Annotated in this window: 15 protein-coding genes; 9 read left to right on the forward strand and 6 right to left on the reverse strand. The window is 61.0% G+C overall.

Translation table 11 applies throughout. The features are described from left to right. The first annotated feature begins 25 nt into the window (after positions 1–25). From H8F23_RS13285 to H8F23_RS13300, 4 genes are all read left to right on the forward strand, one after another. Entirely contained in the window at positions 26–715 is a 690-nt protein-coding gene (locus tag H8F23_RS13285) for a GNAT family N-acetyltransferase (protein ID WP_194934785.1), read from the forward strand. Positions 716–719: 4 nt separating this feature from the next. After that, positions 720–1,904, forward strand: a complete 1,185-nt coding sequence (locus H8F23_RS13290; RefSeq protein WP_194934673.1) for a GNAT family N-acetyltransferase — start codon at positions 720–722, stop codon at positions 1,902–1,904. Beyond that, positions 1,876–2,667, forward strand: coding sequence for a ChbG/HpnK family deacetylase (locus tag H8F23_RS13295; protein WP_194934674.1), 792 nt, complete (start codon positions 1,876–1,878; stop codon positions 2,665–2,667). Before H8F23_RS13290 ends, H8F23_RS13295 begins: the two co-directional genes overlap by 29 nt. A 114-nt stretch (positions 2,668–2,781) precedes the next feature. After that, positions 2,782–3,474: a GNAT family N-acetyltransferase gene (locus H8F23_RS13300; protein ID WP_194934675.1), complete on the forward strand. Its 693-nt coding sequence runs from the start codon at positions 2,782–2,784 to the stop codon at positions 3,472–3,474. Positions 3,475–3,599: 125 nt separating this feature from the next. Here H8F23_RS13300 and H8F23_RS13305 read toward each other — a convergent pair whose 3' ends face one another. After that, a complete protein-coding gene (locus H8F23_RS13305; RefSeq protein ID WP_194934676.1) occupies positions 3,600–4,397 on the reverse strand; it encodes a class I SAM-dependent methyltransferase in 798 nt (265 codons plus the stop codon). 225 nt (positions 4,398–4,622) lie between these two features. On the opposite strand from H8F23_RS13305, the gene H8F23_RS13310 reads away from it, so the two are divergent. After that, the gene (locus H8F23_RS13310) at positions 4,623–4,970 is read left to right on the forward strand and encodes a hypothetical protein (protein ID WP_093439192.1); all 348 of its coding nucleotides are present in this window, start codon (positions 4,623–4,625) and stop codon (positions 4,968–4,970) included. A gap of 146 nt (positions 4,971–5,116) precedes the next feature. Here H8F23_RS13310 and H8F23_RS13315 read toward each other — a convergent pair whose 3' ends face one another. The 5 genes from H8F23_RS13315 to H8F23_RS13335 all read right to left on the reverse strand — a co-directional run bounded on the left by H8F23_RS13315 (position 5,117) and on the right by H8F23_RS13335 (position 13,626). Further along, complete coding sequence (locus H8F23_RS13315; protein ID WP_093439195.1) at positions 5,117–6,547, reverse strand: sigma-54-dependent transcriptional regulator; 1,431 nt, start codon at positions 6,545–6,547, stop codon at positions 5,117–5,119. Beyond that, complete coding sequence (locus H8F23_RS13320; RefSeq protein WP_194934677.1) at positions 6,516–8,009, reverse strand: sensor histidine kinase; 1,494 nt, start codon at positions 8,007–8,009, stop codon at positions 6,516–6,518. Before H8F23_RS13320 ends, H8F23_RS13315 begins: the two co-directional genes overlap by 32 nt. 94 nt (positions 8,010–8,103) lie before the next feature. Next, positions 8,104–9,207 carry an SCO family protein gene (locus tag H8F23_RS13325; RefSeq protein WP_194934678.1) on the reverse strand — a complete coding sequence of 368 codons (1,104 nt, stop codon included), beginning with the start codon at positions 9,205–9,207 and terminating at the stop codon, positions 8,104–8,106. Next, positions 9,204–12,011: a multicopper oxidase domain-containing protein gene (locus tag H8F23_RS13330; RefSeq protein WP_194934679.1), complete on the reverse strand. Its 2,808-nt coding sequence runs from the start codon at positions 12,009–12,011 to the stop codon at positions 9,204–9,206. Before H8F23_RS13330 ends, H8F23_RS13325 begins: the two co-directional genes overlap by 4 nt. Before the next feature lie 166 nt (positions 12,012–12,177). Continuing rightward, positions 12,178–13,626 carry a sensor histidine kinase gene (locus tag H8F23_RS13335; protein WP_194934680.1) on the reverse strand — a complete coding sequence of 483 codons (1,449 nt, stop codon included), beginning with the start codon at positions 13,624–13,626 and terminating at the stop codon, positions 12,178–12,180. 424 nt (positions 13,627–14,050) lie between these two features. On the opposite strand from H8F23_RS13335, the gene H8F23_RS13340 reads away from it, so the two are divergent. The 4 genes from H8F23_RS13340 (at position 14,051) to H8F23_RS13355 (ending at position 19,683) form a co-directional block, all read left to right on the forward strand. Beyond that, positions 14,051–15,397: a hypothetical protein gene (locus tag H8F23_RS13340; RefSeq protein WP_194934681.1), complete on the forward strand. Its 1,347-nt coding sequence runs from the start codon at positions 14,051–14,053 to the stop codon at positions 15,395–15,397. A gap of 35 nt (positions 15,398–15,432) precedes the next feature. After that, positions 15,433–17,667 (forward strand): Ig-like domain-containing protein, encoded by a 2,235-nt coding sequence (locus tag H8F23_RS13345; protein ID WP_194934682.1) that lies wholly within the window; start codon positions 15,433–15,435, stop codon positions 17,665–17,667. A gap of 72 nt (positions 17,668–17,739) precedes the next feature. Then, the gene (locus tag H8F23_RS13350) at positions 17,740–18,204 is read left to right on the forward strand and encodes a curlin (RefSeq protein WP_008077339.1); all 465 of its coding nucleotides are present in this window, start codon (positions 17,740–17,742) and stop codon (positions 18,202–18,204) included. 27 nt (positions 18,205–18,231) lie between these two features. Next, the gene (locus H8F23_RS13355) at positions 18,232–19,683 is read left to right on the forward strand and encodes a curlin (protein WP_194934683.1); all 1,452 of its coding nucleotides are present in this window, start codon (positions 18,232–18,234) and stop codon (positions 19,681–19,683) included. The last annotated feature ends 142 nt before the right edge of the window (positions 19,684–19,825 follow it).

Genomic DNA, 19,825 nt, shown 5'->3' on the forward strand with positions numbered 1-19,825 from the left:
TGCCTCGTCATCAGGAGCCAAGACCATGAACATGCTAAGCAAACTGACTGAACACCTGCGGCAGAAAGGACTCACTGCTACCGTCAAAAAAGCGTGGAAACACTACATCTTTTCCCATCAGGAACTGCTGTGGATGGAGCGCGATCTGGTCAGCCCGGTGCCGCCGCACAACCTCAAACCGTACCCGCCGCTGCGGGTGGTGAAGATCACGGCGGACAACGCCAGCGCCTTCGCGCGCTACTTCGGCGACCGCGTCGGCACCATGGCGGAGCTGGCCAAAGAAGGTCACACCGGGCACATGCACCTGGACGATCAGGGCGATGCCGTGGCGTTTATCTGGGGCAGTTCGCGGGACTATTTCGACCGGCACTATTACGGTTGCATGTTTCCGGTGAAACCCGGCGAGTTCTTCGAGTTCGGCGGTGAACTGACTCGCGCCTACTGGGGCAGCGAGTTGTCGGTGGATCTGCAACTGGAGCTGTGGAAAGCCATGGCTGCACAGGGTTGCGACAAGGTTGTCGACGTCTGCGAATTCCACAACATCCCGGCGCTCAAGCTGCACTTGCGCATGGGCTACACCGAGCAGAACCGCATCATGAATGTGTACACCTTGTTCGGTCGCTGGCGTTTCTACCGCGAAAGCCGCTACAGCGGTTCGCGTCTGGATGCGCTGCGCAAACCGTCCCGTCCACCCGTAACAGCCACGGCGGCCTGAGTCTATGGTGACGCGATTCGAATGGCGCACTTCGCTGTGCGCCGCCGATTTCCCGGAAGCAGCGTATGAAGCGCTGCGCCTGCGGGTGACGGATCACACGCCGTTCAACCACCTCGGTTGGTTGTGCGCGGCCGAGCAGGCCCTTGGCGCGGATGAGCGTTTGCACATTCTGTTGGGGTGGGAAGCGGACGAATTGCGTCTGTGCCTGCCATTGGTGGCGAGTCGCGAGCGCTTTGCCGGCCTGCCGTTCCGGGTCGTGCATCACTTGGGGTATCCACTGGCCGATCGTTTGGCGCTGTTGTCTTTGCTTGGCCATGAAGACATGCGCAAGGCCTTGCTGTTGATTCGCCAACGGCTGCCCCACGCGTTGCTGCAACTCAATGAATTGTCCGAACCTGCGGGTGAGGAAAGTGCGCTGACCGAATGGATGGCGCGCAGTCCCACCGCTGAACGACGCCTGAGTTGTCGGGTGCCGGTGCATCTGATCAGCGAGGCCGATCATCAGGAAGTCTCCGGCGACCCGCGCTACAAGCTGCGGCGGGCACGCAAGCGGATCGCCGCGTGCGGTGCCGAAGTGCGGCGCATCGTGCCCGATGCGTTGAGCATGGGCCCGCTGTTAAAGGTTATCAGCGACGTCGAAGCGGTGAGCTGGAAAGGCGACGAAGGCGTGGGGATTTTCGCCAGCGAACACAGCCGCCAACTGATCGAGCGCGCCTTCACCGCCCTCGCCGGCCAGGGCCTGGTGCGGGTGGTGACACTGGAACTGAATGGCCGCTGCATCAGTTATCGCCTCGGTCTGCTGGAGCAAGGACGGCTCTACGATTACAACCTCGCCTTCCTGCCGCAATACGCCGATCTGGGCAGCGGCCGGGTGTTGCTGGAGGAATGGATTCGCTGGGGGCTGGACGACAACTGGCGCTGGATCGACGCCTCGCGGGTCAGCCTGGAAAACTCCAGCCATCAACTGCATGAACGCATGACTGGGCAACTGGAGCACTGGCGCTGGAGTTTTTATTCCTGGCGGCCGAGTGGTCTGGTGCTCGGTCTGGGCCTGCGCCTGTGGCATCGCCTCAAACCGCACGTACAAGCCTGGCGCGCCCGTCGTACCGAGCCTGCGAAACCCACACCGAAACCTGTCGCGATCACCACGGAGGGCGAACATGCCTCGCCAAGTCATAGTCAACGCTGACGATTTCGGCCTTAGTCCGAACGAAAATTCGGTGATCTTCGCCGCGTTTCAGGCTGGGGTCATCAGTTCTGCCACCGCCATGGCCAACATGCCGGCGTTCGAAGCGGCGTGTGCCATGGCGCGGCATCCGACGTTGCAAGGTCGGGTCGGGCTGCACTTCAACCTCACTTACGGACGACCACTGAGCCAGGGGATTCTGGCGCGTCGCACCTTTTGCGATGACTTCGGCGTGTTTGACCTCAGCCTGCCGCGCCACAGCTTCTGGCTGGGCCGCGAGGATCGCGAGGCGGTACGCGAAGAATTGCAGGCGCAGTGGCAGCGCTGCGTCGATCACGGCATGCGTCCCAGCCACATCGATTCTCACCAGCACGTGCACAACATCTGGCCGATCGGCGAGATCGTCGCGCGGTTTGCCGCGCATCAAGGTGTACCGATTCGGCTGGCGCGCAACCTGGGGCAGAACCTCAATCTGCCCAAGCGTGTGTTCAAGGGACTGCTCAATTGGCGTTTGCAGAGTCTGGCCGGCGTTACCGCCGACTATGTGTGCACGCCGATCGACCTGCGCAACGGCAACGCGCCGACCGACGGCGTGCTGGAAATCGTCGTCCACCCGACGCAACTCGGCGCTGATTTCGGTGACGCCTATCTCAACCCGAACGAGTCATTGAGCCTTGTGCTAGAGCAGCGGCTGACGGGCGTTCCGCGGGTTTCCTATACCGATGTGAACAAGGATTTTCTACGCGGGGCGACGGCACTCGATTGAGATACACACGTTGAAATACTTTCCAAAGTGGCCCTTTGAAATTAACTGGCCAGCGTGATCTATACCCACAAAAGCACCATCCACCACACCCGGGCTGCGGCCACGGAGGGCATCATGAGCGTGATCGAAAAACTACAAGAGCGCATCCGGCAAAAAGGCTTCGGCCGCACGTTCGGCACGTTGTGGAAACGCTACGTGTTCTTCCATTGGGAACTGTTGTGGATGGAGCGTGACCTGGTCAGCCCGGTACCGCCGCACAAGCTGCGGCCTTACGACGGACTGCGCAAAGTCGACATCACACCGGAGAATGCCGTGGCGTTCAGCAAGCATTTCGGTGACCGCGTGCAGACCATGGCCGAGCTGGCCACTGAGGGACACACCGGGCACATGTACCTTGATGCCGACGGCCACGCCGTCGCGTTTATCTGGGGCAGCATTCGTGATTATCACGACCGTCACTATTACGGCTGCACCTTTCCGGTGAAGCCCGGCGAGTTCTTTGAATTCGGTGGTGAGATGACCCGTGCGTATTTCGGCAGCAGCCTGTCGGTGGACGTGCAGGTGGCGCTGTGGGAGGCGATGGCGGCGCAGGGTTGCGACAAGGTGGTGGATGTCTGCGAGACGCACAATATTCCGGCGCTGAAGCTGCATCTGCGCATGGGTTACCACGAGCAGGGTCGCGTGATGCACGTTTACTGCCTGTTCGGGCGCTGGAAGTTTTTCCGCGAAACGCGGTATGAGGGTTCGCGTCTGGAACCGCTGCGCAAACCGGGGCGGCCGGTGGTGAGTGCGGCGGCGCAGGCTTGAATCACATCTGAAATGTTTAGCGGCAGTGATGCCGTCATCGCGAGCAGGCTCACTCCTACAGGGGAACGCATTTCAAATGTAGGAGTGAGCCTGCTCGCGATGAGGCCGGTTGCCGCACCGATCAATCAGGACTTGGTGGCGACCAAGGTAAAACACATCGGCATCTGCGCTTCCTGATTCAAATACCGGTCATACACCTCTTCCCGGTTCGAATGCGCATATTCCTTGAAGTGCGCAATATTCAGCCCCGCCGCAATGGCAGCGCTGAAAATGGCGCCAAGGTTATGCACAAACCAATACGACTTCGCCGCCTGCTGCTCAACCTTGCCGACATAGACAATCGGTTCTTCCTGCACAAACGGCTCGGCGCGGAAGTACGAACTGGCGAGGCGATAAGGATCTTCCCCATCCGGGTCGACCATTTCCAGAAACGGATGGGTTTCGTAGATCACCAGTTTGCCGCCCGGTTTCAGGGTCGAGGCGACGTGGCGGAAGAACTCGCCGATGTCCGGCATCCAGTTCAAAACACCAATGGTGATCAGCGCCACATCGAAACGATTGTGCAAGGACGCTGGCAAATGATGGATATCGCTTTCGATGAATTCAGCGTTGTGCGGTGAACGCTTGTTCAGCTCACGCGCCTGTTCGAGAAACGCCGCCGACTGATCGACACCGACCACGCTTCTGGCACCGAGCGCAAACAGCGACAGACTCTCACGGCCATTGTTGCAACCCAGTTGAATCACATCTTTGCCGTCGACATCCAGCAACCCACTCAGGGTCTCATCGAGGCAGGAGAAATCCGCCTGTGCGACCTCGCCGAGCAAGGCCTGCCAGTCAGGCGAATCCTGATGATGGCGGGCGGAATCGTTCCACGCCTGTCGATTGCTCTCGATGGCGGTTTTATTGTTGGGCACTTCCATGGCGCACTCCGGACGATGCTCGTGATTGAGCGGATCCGAGTCTAGATCAGCTCTTCAATTGCGGTTGTTGCAAACTTGTAAGCCAATTCGTGTAGGAGCTGCCGCAGGCTGCGATCTTTTGATCTTGTTTTTAAAGATCGTAGCCTTCGGCAGCTCCTACATGGGTTTCGTGTGGGGCAGCTATAGTTAATAGCCTTGGGGAAAACCGCACTCGCAGGTGCCGCCATGCATATGCTCGATCGGCTGTTGTTGACCGGCTGTCTGCTCGCTGCCACTCAGGCGCAAGCGCTGGACAGCAATTTCAATTATTACGGGCCCAACCAGCCCTTTGCTCACCCTGCTCCGTATTCACTGAGTTCCACGCCGCCCAAGCCTTACGACGATACGGCGCCGCAGGATTTTGTGGTGATTCCGGGTGACCATGAATTCTACGATTCACAACTGCCGACCGTGGCGGATGCGACGGTACGGGTGTTTATCCGCACGTACGATGCCGAGCGCGGGATTTATGTGAATGACGAGGTGCTGGATCCGGGTTGTTTGCTGGAGTGTTTGAGTCGGCAGCAGCATTGATCCGGGTTGCCCACAACATTTGCGGCACCACCGATCCCTTGTAGGAGTGAGCCTGCTCGCGATAGCGGTGTGTCAGCCTATAAAAAGGTCGACTGACACACCGCTATCGCGAGCAGGCTCACTCCTACAGGGGATTTGCGGTGGGGTTACCACTGCCGTTTATCCGGCCGGGCGAGGCCGAGTTTTTCGATGCGGTAGCGCAGCATGTCGCGGCTCAGGCCCAGCAGGCGCGCGGATTTGGTGACGTTCCAGTCGGTCTTGTCGAGCATCTTGCGCACCATGTCGCGCTCGACTTCCGGCAGGTTCATTGATTCGGTGTTGCTCGCCGGACGCGGTTCGTAGTGCATCGGTGCTTCATGAATATGCAGCGGCGGCTCGTCGACCAGGCTCATGCACACGTTGAGCTGATGCGCAGCAATCGTGTCGCTCGGCGCCAGCAACACGGTCTGCTCGAGCATATTGCGCAGTTCGCGCACGTTGCCCGGCCAGGTGTAACTGAGCAACAACTCTTCGGCCTGCTGACTGAAATGCAGATTTGGCTTGCCATAGCGTTTGCCATGACTGGCGAGGAAGTGCCGCGCCAGCAACAGAATATCGTCGCCCCGGGCATACAGGCGTGGCACTTTGATCGAAATGATCCGCAGGCGGAAAAACAGATCACGGCGGAATTTGCCCTGCTGCACCATTTGCTCCAGGTTGCAGTTGGTCGCGCTGATCACCCGCAGGTTGACCTTGCGCTCCTTCACCGAGCCAACCCGGCGAATGGTGCGGTCCTCCAGCAACTTCAAAATTTTCGCCTGCAACAGCAGATCCATCTCGCCGATTTCATCGAGAAACAGCGTGCCGCCATCCGCTGCTTCCACTAACCCGACCCGGCGATCCTTGGCATCGGTGAATGCGCCCTTCTCATGGCCGAACAGCTCTGACTCGACCAGATTCGATGGAATCGACGCGCAGTTGAATTCAATGAACGGCCCTTTGCTACGCGGACCGTCGAAGTGCAACGCGCGGGCCACCAACTCTTTGCCGGTGCCGGTCTCGCCTTCCACCAAAACCGGGGGCAGATCGGTGTTGGCCATGCGTCGCTCGGCATCGAGCAACTGGCCGATAGTGTTCTTCAAATACTGCATCGGCGCCGAGTCGCCGATCAGCGCCTGCACCCCGGATTTCTGCGCTTCACGTTCCTGATAGAACGACAGCGTGCGCTCCATCCTTTCGGTGGCCAGGGCCTTGTCGAGCAGCAGTTTGAGCTCCGTCAGCGCGACCGGTTTGGTGACGTAATGAAAGGCGCCCTCCTTCATCGCCACCACGGCGTCTTCGACGTTGCCGTAGCCGGTCATCATGATCACTTTGAGATCCGGCGCGCTGATGCGCAGCTTCTGGATCAGGTCGTGACCGCTCATGCCCGGCAGCGAGTTGTCGGTCAGCACAATGTCGGGCATGAAGGTTTCCAGTTGCGCCAACGCGTCTTCGGCCGAATGGCAGACGGTCACCTCGAAGTCCTTGCGCTCCAGGTAGGTCTGAATATTCTCGGCCAGCAGTTCGTCATCCTCGACCAGCAGAATGCTGTGTTCCATATTCCCCTCCCGATGCCACTTTGAAGTTGAGACTGACGCGGGTTCCCTCCTGCTCGCGGCTGGTCAGCACGACCGAACCTGCGAAACGCTCCATGATTCTTTTGACCAACGCCAGGCCAACCCCGAGGCCGCCCTGTTTGGTGGTGAAAAACGGTTTGAACACCAACAACTGCTGCTGTGCGCTCATGCCCTTGCCGGTGTCACTCACGGTCAGGCGCACGCTGTCGGGCTGCGGCGATTCGAATTCGACGCTGAGCACACCGCCCTTGGGCATGGCTTCGAGGGCGTTGGCAAACAGGCTATTAAGTATTTGCGTGAGCAACACCTTCTGGCTGACGACCGGCGCGCAATTCTGCGGTGTGAAGCGCACTTCGACGTTGCAGCGCTTGATCAATGCTTCGAAGGCGCCAACGGTGTCTTCGACCGCCATGACCAGGTCCACCGCCTCGCCGTCGTCATTCATCGGCCGCAGCGACACCAGCAACTCGCGCACCCAGCGCGACATGCGATCGACCTGGCTGATGATGTCGCCGATGTTGCGCTGCGCACCGGGGCTGGCAATTTCCTGGGCCAGTTCGGCGCTGGAACGAATGGTCGCCAATGGATTGCGCAGGCTGTGCGCGACCGCCGATGACATCTCGCCGAGGGCAACAAAAGTTTCGTTGCTGATCAGTTGTTGCTGCTGGCTCTGCAGCAACTTCGCGGCGCGGCGGACGATCCAGAACAACGCCAGAAAGATCGCCGCACCGCCGAAACACGTAGCGGCCCAGATCGAGGCAAATCCACGGTCGATGCGGTCGACCAGATCCGCCGGCTCCTTGTAGATTTCGACCATGGCAACGACTTTGCTCTTGTCGGCGTTGAACATCGGGATGTAGTTCTCGATGAACAAATACTTCGGTTCGCGCAGTAACTGCTGCTCGGGTTTCTCATCGTCGATCTTGTGATAACTGGAAGACACCGCGACTTTCATCTCGAACGACTCGTCGAGTTCGTCGTCATCTTCGAATTTGACCCCGATCAGCTCGGGATTGGTCGACCAGATCACCGTGCGGTCCAGCGCATAAACCGTGGCCAGAAGAACGTCGGGCAGGTGTTCGACATGGTCGAGAAACTCGGCGCGGGCCGCCGCATGGGCGCCCGGATCGACATCGGGAAAGTTATTGTCCTGGCGCGGGTCAAGCATTTCGCCCATGGTCCGCGCCGGGCTGATGCCAGCGTGGCGTATTTCTGCCGAGCCGATGGCCTGGACGAATTGTGCGGTCAGCAAGGCGTCGCGCTCGACGCTTTCGGTGACCACGAAGCGCGTCGAGATGTACCCCAGCCCCACGGCCACGGCGGCGATGATGAAAAAGCTCGCGAGCGAGAACCAGCGCAGCAGATTGAACTGTTCGCGCCAACTTTTGCCCATTGCCGCCGGCGTGTCCGGCGCAGAGGTTGTTTGTGCTTCCAGTCGCTGCATGGGAGTGTCCTGGAGGTTTTGTATCGAGCCAGTTACAGCCATCAGTGTAGGTGGCTCTGACCGCGACACACGGTTCAATGATGCTATTTCGCCGCTACCGCATCTGACTCACCGTCGCGGCTCGATCGCCCGGTTTTACTGGCGTCAAAGCACCGTCGGCCACGGCCGTGGTGGGCGGTTGCTGGCGCTCGGTTTCGTCACTGAGGAAATCGATGATCGACTGCGCAGATGCCTCGTCGAGGCGCAGGTTGGGCATCGGGATTCGCTCGAATTGTTCGTAGAGTTGCAAGGCAATCGGGTCTTTTTCCGCGAGCAGGCGATCCGGCTCGCGGATCCAGCGATTCAGCCACTTCGGATCACGGTGACGGGTCACGCCGATCAGGTCAGGGCCGATGCTGCGCATGCCAAGGCCCTGGCCATCCATTGGGCCGAGGCTGTGGCAGGAGGCGCAGCGCGTGCGGAAGAGTTCTTCGCCATTGCTCGGCGGACGAATGTCCGGGGCATTGGCGTAGCTTTCTTCGATGCTCGGCTGCTTCCAGTTCTGCAAGGTGTTGGCCAGTTGATCGGCGAGGATCCACGGGTTTTCGAACGGCGAAGCTTTCATCCAGCGCCCGGTGGTCTGGTTGCCGACGATCAGGCTGAGGTTGTGATCCTTGTTGCGACCGTTGTCGACGCCTTCGATGAACAGCCCGAGCTTCTTGCGCAAGTCAGTGACATCGGCGAATTCGCCAGTGAGAAATTTCCAGCCCGGGCCGACCTTGAAGCGCTGCGCATAGGCCTTGAGCACTTCGGGCGTATCACTGAGCGGATCGATGCTGATCGAGTAGAAAAAGATGTCCTGGCCAACCCGATCACCAAGCAGTTTTTGCACCTGGCGCAGGCGCGCGGTTTCCAAGGGGCAGGAGTCGCTGCACGAAGTGAAGATGAAGTTGATCACCACCACTTTGTCTTTGATCAGGTCATCGAAGAAATGCACCTGCTGACCGTCCTGATCGGTCAGCAAGGTGTTGGGGAAATAGTCGCCACCCCACGGGGTGGCGGATTCACTGGCCGCAGGTGGTTCGCCGACGCTGGCCTGATGTGCCAGCAGCACGCGGCTGCCGAGCACACAGGCGACCAGCAGCAGCACCAGGTGCATGCCCAGCGCCCGGGAGCGCGGGGTATGCACGGGTTGGCTGTCACCGTGGCGACGGTTCATGGCTTGACCACCACTTGTGGGCCCATACCGTCGCCGCTGCGGAAGGTAGGCAGCGCGGCCGAGTTGACGTAGCGCACACCGTCCCAGCTCGGCAATGGGGTGGGCATCAGTTGCAGCTGACCGGGTTTTTCCAGGTCCCAGCGCAGCAGCATCGAGTTGTCCTCATGCTGAGTGTTGTGGCAGTGCTCCATGTAGGTCCCGGCGAACTCGCGGAAGTTGATCGCCATCTCGACGTTGTCCAGACCATCCGCTTCAGAACCAATCCGATAGACGTCTTTGCGCGCCCACTTTTCCCACTCTGGCGGGGCCTTGCCGCCGCGACTGAGGATGATCCCCTCCTCGAAGTGCACGTGCACCGGATGGCTCCAGCCCGTGCCGCCAGCCTTGATCTTCCACACTTCCAGCGTACCGAACCCGGTGACACCGGCGTCGGTCGGGCCGCTGGACAATTGGGTCGAGGCATTGAGCCGGCGTGGGTCCATGTGGAAGCCGAAGCCGCCGTCAGTCTTGACCGTCCACGGCGCTTCATCGGTGCCGTCGGAACGGCCGAAGGTGAAGGTGCGGTGGCGGGCCTTGGCCAGCAGTGCCTTGTCGGCGGCGTTGTCGCGGTGGAGCTTCAGCGGGATCATCACCAGCCCTTCAGCCTTGCCCGGTTTTGCCGGTTCGTACGCAGCTGGGTTCATCGCCAGATCCTGACCGGTGTAAGCCTTGACGTTGAGCTGCAAGACCTTGCCCACCGCCGGATCGCCTCTGTCCCATTGCGGCCCCTTGCTGGTCTGCTTGATCACCGCCAGGTATTTCTCCGACAGGATGTCGCCCAACGGAATGACCTCTTTGGGTCCCTTGCCGTCGTCGTGGGCCTGCAGGTTGACGAAGAACAACTTGTCCCCCGGCTTGATACCGTTTTTCGAGAAGTTGACGATGATATCGAAGCGCTCGGCGATGCCCTGGGTCGGCAGGATCGCGTTGTGGTTCTGTTTATCGCCATCGGCGTCGAGGTCCATGCTGCCGTCGAACGGTACGCTGTGCTCCATGATGTTGCCGTCGTTGGCGATCATGTGGAACGGCACGCGGCTGTAGGTTAGGCCAGAGTTTTTCGGCCCCTGAAATTCACCACCGCTGCCTTTGATTTCGCGCACCAGCGCCAGTTTGAAGTAGCGCGACACCGAGCCGTTGAGGATGCGGAAGCGATAACTGCGCGCGCGCACGTCGAGGGTCGGTTTCCACTGCCAGTTGACCAGCACCTGGTCACCGAGGAAGCCGTCGGTGTTGAACGGGTTGAACCACAATTGGCCTTCCTGATCCCAGGCCTTGTCAGCGAACACCAGATTGACGTCGTAGTCGCGGTTGCCCCACGGCAAGGCGCTGCCGCTGGGCAGACGCAGGTTGACGCCGTCGTTCACCGACTCGTTGCCGCGATCCAGCGCGCTGTAGTAGTTCATCATCGCCGCGTTGCCCTTGTAGACGTTCTGCGCGGTGAAATCGAGCATGTGATCGTGGAACCAGTGGGTGCTCATGGTTTCGCGCCAGTCGCCCCGAATCTTGATGGTGCCGTTGTCACAGGTCTTTTTCGCCGGTGCGAGATCGTTGACCCACAGGGTTTCGCCGGGGGCGCAGGGGAACGCTGCGCGCGGGTCTTCAGCCTTGGTGTTGATGCTGTCGTAACCGGCGAGCTGGATCGGCCAGCGATAGTCATAGAACTGCCCCGGAAAGAAGAAGGCGTTGGCATAGCCGTCGCTTTCCGCTGGCGCGTGGCCGTTGTGCTCGTGGGTGCTGATGGTGTGCAGGCCAAAACCACGGTTGGCCGACGGGTCGATTGGCAAGCCGTTGTAGTGGCGCATCATCACCGGTTGGCCATAGCGCACCATCAACAGTTTTGGCGGTAACGTGCCGTCGAAGGTCCACACCGAGTTGTGGTTTTGCGCCGGCATCGCCGGGTGGAAACGCGGGTCGACGCCTTTCGCAGTACCGTCAGTCAGCGGTACACCCGCGACGTTGTGGTAAAGGCCGCCGGGGCCGAATTCGCCCACCGCGTAATGGTGCATTTGCACGCTGTCACGCAGGCCACCATTGAGGCGCGCGCCGGTCTGCGCGGTTTTATAGGCGACCTGTGGGTAGAACTCGTTCCAGCGCTGGTGTGCCCAGCCTTTTCCTGGTGGCCGGCCTTCAGCGGACGAGCCGATGTGGCGATTGAGGAACACTTCGATCTGCGCCTGCCACGGGTTACGGTCGACCACGTTAGAGAATTGGCTGGGGAATGGCGTCAGCCCCGGTTGCCGCAGGAACGCATCAAGGGCGGTGCCGGGTGGCGCGCTGCGGGCGACGTTGTTCGGGTCCTGAGCCGGTGCCGGGCCAATCGCCGCCGGTGGAAATGGCAGCGGCGCGGCGGGAGTGGTCGGGTCGAGCTTTTCCGGGCCGAACTCTTCGAACAGGGTCAACTGCTGGGTGAACGGCTGCGCGCCATACAGCGGGCTCGGTTTGCCGTTGGTAGGGTAGTTGAAACTGGTCTGCACGGACGGCGGCAAGACGTTTTCGATGCGCGTTTCGGCACGGGTGCCTTTGACGCCGTCGGGCAAGTCGAAGGAGTCTTCGTTGGCCTCGGGCATGGTCAGGATGGCGTTGAGCGCCGTCGGTTCGTCTGCCGGCTCGTCGTAGTACGCCGACGGATCGGAGGTTTCTGGCTGTCGCTCGTCATCGATCGGACTGGCGCGAACGCCGGCCATGGTGCCGAGGGTCAACATCAGAAAGACACTCAGGGGCGTCAGCAGAAAGGTATTGCTTGGGTTACGCGTTGTTCTGTCCATCACCAGCCGCCTCATCAAGGAAGGGGTGATGGTGTTTTGCAACTAGTGCGCCAATAAATTATTTCCAGTTGTAACAGGGACTTGGAAGATCTACGGGTTTCCCCACTCCCCGGTGACCGGGGCTTGACACCCACTAGCGGGGGAAGTTCAGAGAAGTTTTGCCGATTTACGGCACAAGCTGAAACGCCAGACGAACGGTGGTGCCCTCACCTTCGCGGCTGTCGAGGGTCACGCCGCCGCCGAAGCGTTCCATGATGCGTTTGACCAGCACCAGACCGACACCGAGGCCGCCAGACTTGGTGGTAAAAAACGGCCGAAACGCCATGGTCCGTTGTTCTTCGTTCATGCCTTTACCCGTGTCACTGAGTACCACGCACACACCACGGTCATCACTCGGTTCCAGGCTGACAGTCAATGTGCCGCCCTTGTCCATCGCCTCCAGGGCGTTGGCCAGCAGGCTGTTGAGGATCTGCGTCAGTTGTACCGGCTGACTGAGCACCATCGGCGTGTGCTGCGGATGAAACACCACTTGCACGCCGGCCTTGGCGATCTGCTGTTCAAACGCAACGAGGCTTTCGTGCAACGCCGCCACCAGGTTCACTGGCTCCGGATCATCGTTGAGCGGGCGCAGGGACTGCAGCAGCTCGCGCACCCATTTCGACATGCGGTCGACCTGGCCGATGATGTCCTTGATGTTCTTTTCTGCCGGGCCGGCATCGAACTCCAGCGCCAGTTCTGCACTGGAACGGATCGTCGCCAACGGGTTGCGCAGGCTATGCGCAACAGCTGAGGACATCTCGCCGAGGGCAACAAAGGTCTCATTGGCGATCAGTTGTTTTTGCTGGGCGGTGAGCAGAATCGCCGCGCGCCGCACGATCCAGTACAAACCCAGATAAATCAGCCCGCCGCCTAGCGCGGTGGCCAGCCAGATCAGCGTCAGCCCACGTTCCATGCGCGCGATCAGGTCTTTGGGTTCCTTGTAGATTTCGACCATCGCCGTGACGTTCTTGCCCTCGGCGTCGAACAGCGGAATGTAGTTTTCGATAAAGATGTAATCCGGCGGGATGACGAACTTCTGTTCCTCCCGGGCCTTGTCGACGTCGTGGTAACTGGCGGAGACCGGAATCTTTTCGTTGAAGGAGCGATCGAGATCTTCATCGGCATGAATGCTGGTGCCGATAAGCGCGGGATTGGTCGACCAGATCACTTGGCGATCCGGCGCGTAAATGTTGGCGAGGATCACGTCCGGCAGGTGCTCGATATGATCGAGAAATTCGCCCCGCGCCCCTGCCCGAGCCTGTGGGTCGACATCCGGAAAATCCTTGTCCTGGCGCGGGTCGAGCAATTCACCCATCGTCCGGATATTGGGAATGGAAACGTGACGCACCTCGGCCGAAGCGATGGCCTGGATGAACTGCGCGGTGAGCAAGGCATCGCGCTGCACGCTTTCTTCGATCACGAAACGCGTTGAAACCGCGCCCAGTGCGATGGCCACGGTGCCGATCACGGCCATGCTGATCAGCGAAAACCAGCGCAGCAGGTTGAACGGTTGCTTGCGCGAACCCAAGCGTAGCGTGCCCTCCTCAACCGGAAGCGATTTCGACTGCATGTTCATGGCGGCGACTTCCCGATACGTCCTATAGGGTTATAGCCCACGGGTGGGGGTTTGCCCGGATGCGGGGATATCGACCCGATCTACACCTCCCAAACCCACCTCAGATCTGTGTAGGAGCTGTCGAGTGCAACGAGGCTGCGATCTTTTGATCCTGCTTTTGTGAATCAAGATCAAAAGATCGCAGCCTGCGGCAGCTCCTACAGGGGTTCTGCGTACGACGGGCCACTAAGAGCATCCCCACCGTCCCCGATTCTGGGGAATGACGCCCTTTTCCCGCAGGCCAAAAACCTGACCCTTCTGCGCGTCAAGCCCTCTATCCCGGCCCTCTCCCGCCCAACCACCACACATTGGCATGGAAGGTGTACAGGCCCTGTGCAACTGACCCATCCCCAAGGGGCAGGTACTTTGATAGAGGGATTAACTCATGCACCCTTTACTGTCCAAAACCGCGACTGTCCTGGTCGTGAGCGCCTTGGCCCAGGGCATTGCTCAGGCCGCTTTGTTTGCTGTTGACCCCGGTCCGTACGCGCCGGCCAACGGCGGTTTCGCCAGTTGGTATCAGGACACCCACGGTCGCACCCTGGACCTATGCCTGTCCAAAGCACTCAGTTCTCGCGTACCGAGCGCACCCGGCGCACCTTCGTACATGTGCTCGCTGCTGCCGGCGCCCGGCATATTCGATGACGCCCAGCCGCTGGTTTTCCCCAGCAACTTCCCCGACGAGGCATTCTGGTTTACCGCTGACGGCACGATTGTCGACGCCGCGCGCGGCATCAACCTCTCCTACGGCTCGGCGATCGAAGCCGCGTTCAGTGGCGGTGACCCGGCGGAAGGCGATCAGATCAGCTTCGCGCGGATCCGCATCCGGGTCGATATTCCTACGGCCGGCACCTACGTCATCACCCACCCGTATGGTGTCGAAGTGTTCAACATCGACACGCCCGGCCGCCGCGCGATCAACATGACCCGCGACATCGGCATCGGCACACCGAAAACCTACGACGGTGCGCTCAAGGGTGACGTCGGACCGTTCCTGCGCAGTCTCAACGGGCCCTACACCGAAACCAACCCGGTGACTGGCTCGGCAGAACAGTTTGTCGGTGATCCGAACCTTGAAGAAGCCGTGACCGGCAGCCCGTTCAACACCAATTTCATCCGTATCGAAGGCCCCAATGGTCTGGATCTGCGGACGACGACATTTGCCGTCTCCGGCAAGTTGTCGACGGTAGTTCGACCCACACCAATGATTACCCAGCGCAGCACTTACTCGCGCAAAGCCGGGACCAGCGCACCGGTGGCCCAACAGGACGTGTTCGTCCTCGCACCGCCAGCCCCGGGCACCGTCGCCGTGACCAGTTTCACCCCGTTGCTGAACATGACCGAAGCCAACTCCACCGGTGCCTGGTATGCGCAATCGTCGGCCAACCCGACCGTACCGAGCGTCCTGCAAGTGACCGCCGACAACCACCTGGCCATCGCCAGCAGCACGCCGACCACCCTGCCCATGACCCTGACCGACCTGGTAGTGATCCAGAGCGCGCAATACAGCCTCAGCTCCGGACAACTCACCGTGGTGGCCTCGACCAGTGACGAAACCTCGCCACCCGTACTCACCGCCACCTCTGGCAGCGGCGCCGCGATCGGTGCGCTGAGTGGCGACGGCGCGGTGAAAAGTCTGGCCACCGGGATCTCGCCGATACCGCCAGCCAAGGTGCGCGTGACGTCGTCCAACGGCGGCAGCGACACCGAAGAAGTGGTCATCGTGCAATGAACGCTCACATGCCCAGATCCGCATCAGGAGGCATCATGAACAAGTGGCCACGCTTTGCGCTCAACGCGCTCGGGCTCGCTCTCTCGCTGACCGGCAGTGCCTATGCGCAACTTGCCGCCGTCGACCCCGGCCCCTACACCTTTGCCACCGGGAAATTCCCGATGTGGTATCAGGACAGCAACAACCTGTCGATGGAACTGTGCCAGTCGCGCGCCGCCAGTTCGCGCGTCGGCGTCACCACGCCACCGGCCTACATGTGTACCCTGCTGCCGGAACCGGGCATCTTCGATGACAGCCTGCCGATGGTGTTCCCCGACAACTGGCCGCCGGAAGCCTTCTGGTTTCTCGCCGAAACCACTATTCCCAACAACGGCGCTGGCTATGGCATGGACGCTTATGTCGCCGGGATAGAGGCGGCATTTGCCTCGGGAAACCCGGCGGATGGCGATCAGCAAAGTTTTGCGCGGATCCGCATCCGGGTGAACGTTCCGGTGGCCGGCACCTACGTCATCACCCACCCGTATGGCGTGGAAACGGTCAACGTCACCACCCCTGGGCGCCGCGCGATCAACATCACCAAGGACATCGGCATCGGTGCGCCGGGCGATTTCAGCGGCACGCTCAACGGCGCCATCGGACCGTTCCTGCGCAGCATCAACGGCCCCTACACCGAAGTGAACCCGGACACCGGCGGCGTCGAAACCTTCGTCGGCGACCCGAACCTCACTGAAGCGGTAACCGGCAGCCCGTTCAATACCAACTTCGTCCGCATCGTCGGGCCGTCCGGCGCCGGCACGATTCAAACCACCCTGTTCACCGTCGCCGGCAAAGTGCTCGACAGCCGTCAGCAAACCCATGTCGACATCGACCGCGCCACCTATCGCCGCACCTCGGCCGGTGTGCGTGCCGAAGTGTTCGCCAAGGCTGACAGCAACTCGACCCTGTGCTTCCGCGAAACCGTGGCGCTGCTGCCCGGCCCTCCGCCAACGCCTTGCCAGACCAGCCTGACCGGTGACAATACCGGTTTGTTCTTCGGTCAGCGCCTGGGCAACGGCACCCTGCCGTCAGTCGTCGTCGTGACCGCAACCAACCCGGCCGGGACCACACGCCCGACATCGGTGTCTAGCAAGCTCACCGACGTGGTGAAAGTGCAGACTGCGCGCTACAACTGGTCCAACAAAACCTTGTTGATCGAAGCGACATCGACCGATGAAGTAGCGATCCCGGACATGGTTGCCCAAGGTTACGGACGTCTATCGAAGTCCGGCACCTTGCAGCGCATCACCGTCGCCGACCTGACTCAGCCACCGGCCACCGTGACGGTGAAATCCGCCGCTGGCGGCAGTGACACTGAAGCAGTCGTCGTAGTTGGCACCGCACCGGACACCGGAGAAAACCAGGCACCGATCGCTAACGCCGACACCGGCAGCACCAGTTTCGGCGTGCCGATCACCCTCAGCCTGTTGACCAACGACAGCGATCCCGACGGCAACAACCCACTGGGCATCACCGCGCTGACCCAACCGGCGGCCGGCCAAGGCACCGTCGCCCTCAGCGGCACCGCCGCCGTGGTCTACACGCCGCCAGCCGTGGTCAACACGCCACTGACCACGACCTTCACCTACAAAGCGCAGGACGCCAAAGGTCTGGCCTCGGCCAACCCGGCCACCGTGACGATCACCGTCGCGCCAAACCGGGCACCGACCGCCGTCGCCGACAGCGTCGCCACCCTCGGTGTAGCGATCCCGATCAACGTGCTTGCCAACGACACCGATCCGGAAGGCAACGTGCCGCTGGGCGTCGCCAGCCTGACCCAACCAGCCGCCGGCCGTGGCACGGTCAGCACTGACGGCACGGTGATCACCTACACCCCACCGGCCACGGTGACCACGGCGTTCACCACGACCTTCACCTACATCGCCCGGGACAGCTTCGGCGCCCTGTCGACGCCGGCCACGGTCACGGTACAAGTGTCGCCACGGCCAGCGGCGGAGACCTTCACCATCACCACCTCGACGGTGCAGGCACGCTCGGGCGGACGCTTCAACTGGGACTTCGCCGGCACCTCGTCGGTGACCACCGGCAACACCATCACCGTGCAGGTCACCACCCCGACCGGGCTGGTCACCCTCGGCACCACCACCGTACCGGTCACCGGACGCTGGCGGCTGACGCTGAACAACACGCTGGTGGTGCCATCGGCCAACCCGACCGCGACGATCCGCTCGTCCCAGGGCACCGTGCGCACGGTCTCGGTGACCACGCTGTAAGCCAGATCCCCAGCCACTCGCGGGTGGCTGGGGCTGAATTGAAATCGGTTAACGCCTGACAGGATGTGAGCCATGAACACGCCGACCGCCGCCCTGCTTTGCCTGCTCCTGCTGTGCAGCACTGCGGGCGTGCGTGCCGACGACCTGATGGACAACGACGACCTGGCCCCAACCAGCAGCGACCTCGGCGAACTGCCCCCACCCGTGGGTCAGCAAGCCCTGATCGACCAGCTCGGCCAGGCCAACGTCGCCCTGCTGCAACAGAACGGTCAGTCGCTGCTCGGGCAGATCGTGCAATCGGGCAGCAATCAGGAGGCATACATCCTGCAACAGGGCAGCGACCTGATGGCGCTGATCAACCAGAACGGTTCCGGCAACGCCGCCTCCATCACGCAGAACGGCAGCCACAACCGCGCGCAGATTTCGCAAAACGGCAACAACAACGACGCCAGCATCGAGCAGGCCGGCGCGGGGCTGCAAAGCGCCGTGACCCAGTCGGGCAACGGCATGAGCGTTTCGGTCAAGCAATATCGCTAAGCACTGCAAATCATCGGAGAGTTCATCATGTTCAAACTGACGCCCCTCACCGCCGCCCTCCTGGTCATGATCAGTGCCCAGGCCATGGCCGACGACAGCCTGTCCAACCAAAGCCAGGTCGGTACCGCCAACATCGCCGACGTGAAACAGACCCAGGCGCCGTTCAGCACCGCCACCCAGACCCAACTGGGCCAGGGCAACGACGCCGCCGCCGTGCAAGACCACGCCACCAGCGTGATCACCCAGGACGCGGTCGGCGACTACAACGCCGGTTACGCCGAACAACTTTACGAAGACAACGCCACCATCACCCAGCAACAAGTCGGCGCCTTCAACACCGCCCACGCCAGCCAGTCGCTGGGCTTCGGCTCACCGAACAGCGCCCTGCAACAGCAGCAAGGCACCGGCAACTTCTCGTTCATCTATCAGGACTCGCAGAACGGCAGCGAAGGCAAAACCTTCCAGTTCGGCGACAGCAACGAAGCCAACATCGAACAACTCTATGAAGGCAGCGGCAACAGTTCAGTGATCACCCAGTACGGCACCGCCAACTACGGCACCGCCGAACAAGTGCTGCACAACGGCGGCCAGATCGGCATCAACCAGGCCGGCGAAGGCAACTACGCCTACGGCGACCAGCGCAACGGCACCGGCGGCAACATCACCATCAACCAGTTCGGCAACCTCAACGGCACGGAAATCTGGCAGGACGCGCAACTGGCCAGCCAGGCCACCGTCAACCAGTACGGCGACAGCAACGAAACCGTGGTCGACCAAAGCTTCGGCGAAAACAACAACGCCGCCGTCACCCAGGTCGGCAATACCAACGCGATCTACGCCGACCAGTTCGAATCGGTCAACTCGACACTGGCGCTGTATCAGGTCGGTAACGGCAACGTGCACTTCACCTACCAGAACGGCGACAGCCACGTGCTCAACGCCACCTCGGTGGGCAACGACAACAAGGTCTATGCCAGCAACTGGAAAGGCCCGCAATCCGGCGGTCAGTTCGGCAGCGGCCAGCGTGCGACGGTTACTCAGGCGGGGAATGGCAACATCGCCAGCTTCACTCAGGACGGCGTCGGGCAAGTCATGACCACGCATCAGACCGGGACTGGCAACAAGACCACGGTCAGTCAGGCTGAGTCGTATAACGAGCTGTACTTTGATCAGAATGGTAGCGACAACATTCTGATCTCGGATCAGCGCGGGACGGGCAACCTGGTGCAGGGTTCTTCGAATGGCACGGGGAACAGCGCTGAGTTCGATCAATCCGGGACTGGCAACCAGGCGTATACCGCGCAGCTGTATGGCAGTGACAACATGATCACGGTGAAACAGGCGGATACGATGAACGTGGCGTATGTGACCCAGGGCGGGACGGGGAACATTGCCAATGTCGATCAGAGTGGGGTTACGCAGACGGCGAACATTCAGCAGTTTGGGTCGGCTAACCAGGCGACGGTTTTGCAGCAGTAGGGGTTGGGTGTTGATGGGTCGCGATTCTCTGGTGAGGGGGGTCGCGGTTTTTTTTGGCCTATGCAGGAGCTGTCAAAGGCTACGATCTTTTGATTTTGCTATTGAAGATCAGAAGATCGCAGCCTTCGGCAGCTCATAGTCG

It is taken from the genome of Pseudomonas neuropathica (assembly GCF_015461835.1).
GTDB classification, from domain to species: Bacteria; Pseudomonadota; Gammaproteobacteria; order Pseudomonadales; family Pseudomonadaceae; genus Aquipseudomonas; species Aquipseudomonas neuropathica.

Coding starts and splice junctions, on each gene's coding strand:
- H8F23_RS13285 (WP_194934785.1), top strand. CDS start 26: ATGAACATGCTAAGCAAACTGACTGAACACCTGCGGCAGAAAGGACTC.
- H8F23_RS13290 (WP_194934673.1), top strand. CDS start 720: ATGGTGACGCGATTCGAATGGCGCACTTCGCTGTGCGCCGCCGATTTC.
- H8F23_RS13295 (WP_194934674.1), top strand. CDS start 1,876: ATGCCTCGCCAAGTCATAGTCAACGCTGACGATTTCGGCCTTAGTCCG.
- H8F23_RS13300 (WP_194934675.1), top strand. CDS start 2,782: ATGAGCGTGATCGAAAAACTACAAGAGCGCATCCGGCAAAAAGGCTTC.
- H8F23_RS13305 (WP_194934676.1), bottom strand. CDS start 4,397: ATGGAAGTGCCCAACAATAAAACCGCCATCGAGAGCAATCGACAGGCG.
- H8F23_RS13310 (WP_093439192.1), top strand. CDS start 4,623: ATGCATATGCTCGATCGGCTGTTGTTGACCGGCTGTCTGCTCGCTGCC.
- H8F23_RS13315 (WP_093439195.1), bottom strand. CDS start 6,547: ATGGAACACAGCATTCTGCTGGTCGAGGATGACGAACTGCTGGCCGAG.
- H8F23_RS13320 (WP_194934677.1), bottom strand. CDS start 8,009: ATGCAGCGACTGGAAGCACAAACAACCTCTGCGCCGGACACGCCGGCG.
- H8F23_RS13325 (WP_194934678.1), bottom strand. CDS start 9,207: ATGAACCGTCGCCACGGTGACAGCCAACCCGTGCATACCCCGCGCTCC.
- H8F23_RS13330 (WP_194934679.1), bottom strand. CDS start 12,011: ATGGACAGAACAACGCGTAACCCAAGCAATACCTTTCTGCTGACGCCC.
- H8F23_RS13335 (WP_194934680.1), bottom strand. CDS start 13,626: ATGAACATGCAGTCGAAATCGCTTCCGGTTGAGGAGGGCACGCTACGC.
- H8F23_RS13340 (WP_194934681.1), top strand. CDS start 14,051: ATGCACCCTTTACTGTCCAAAACCGCGACTGTCCTGGTCGTGAGCGCC.
- H8F23_RS13345 (WP_194934682.1), top strand. CDS start 15,433: ATGAACAAGTGGCCACGCTTTGCGCTCAACGCGCTCGGGCTCGCTCTC.
- H8F23_RS13350 (WP_008077339.1), top strand. CDS start 17,740: ATGAACACGCCGACCGCCGCCCTGCTTTGCCTGCTCCTGCTGTGCAGC.
- H8F23_RS13355 (WP_194934683.1), top strand. CDS start 18,232: ATGTTCAAACTGACGCCCCTCACCGCCGCCCTCCTGGTCATGATCAGT.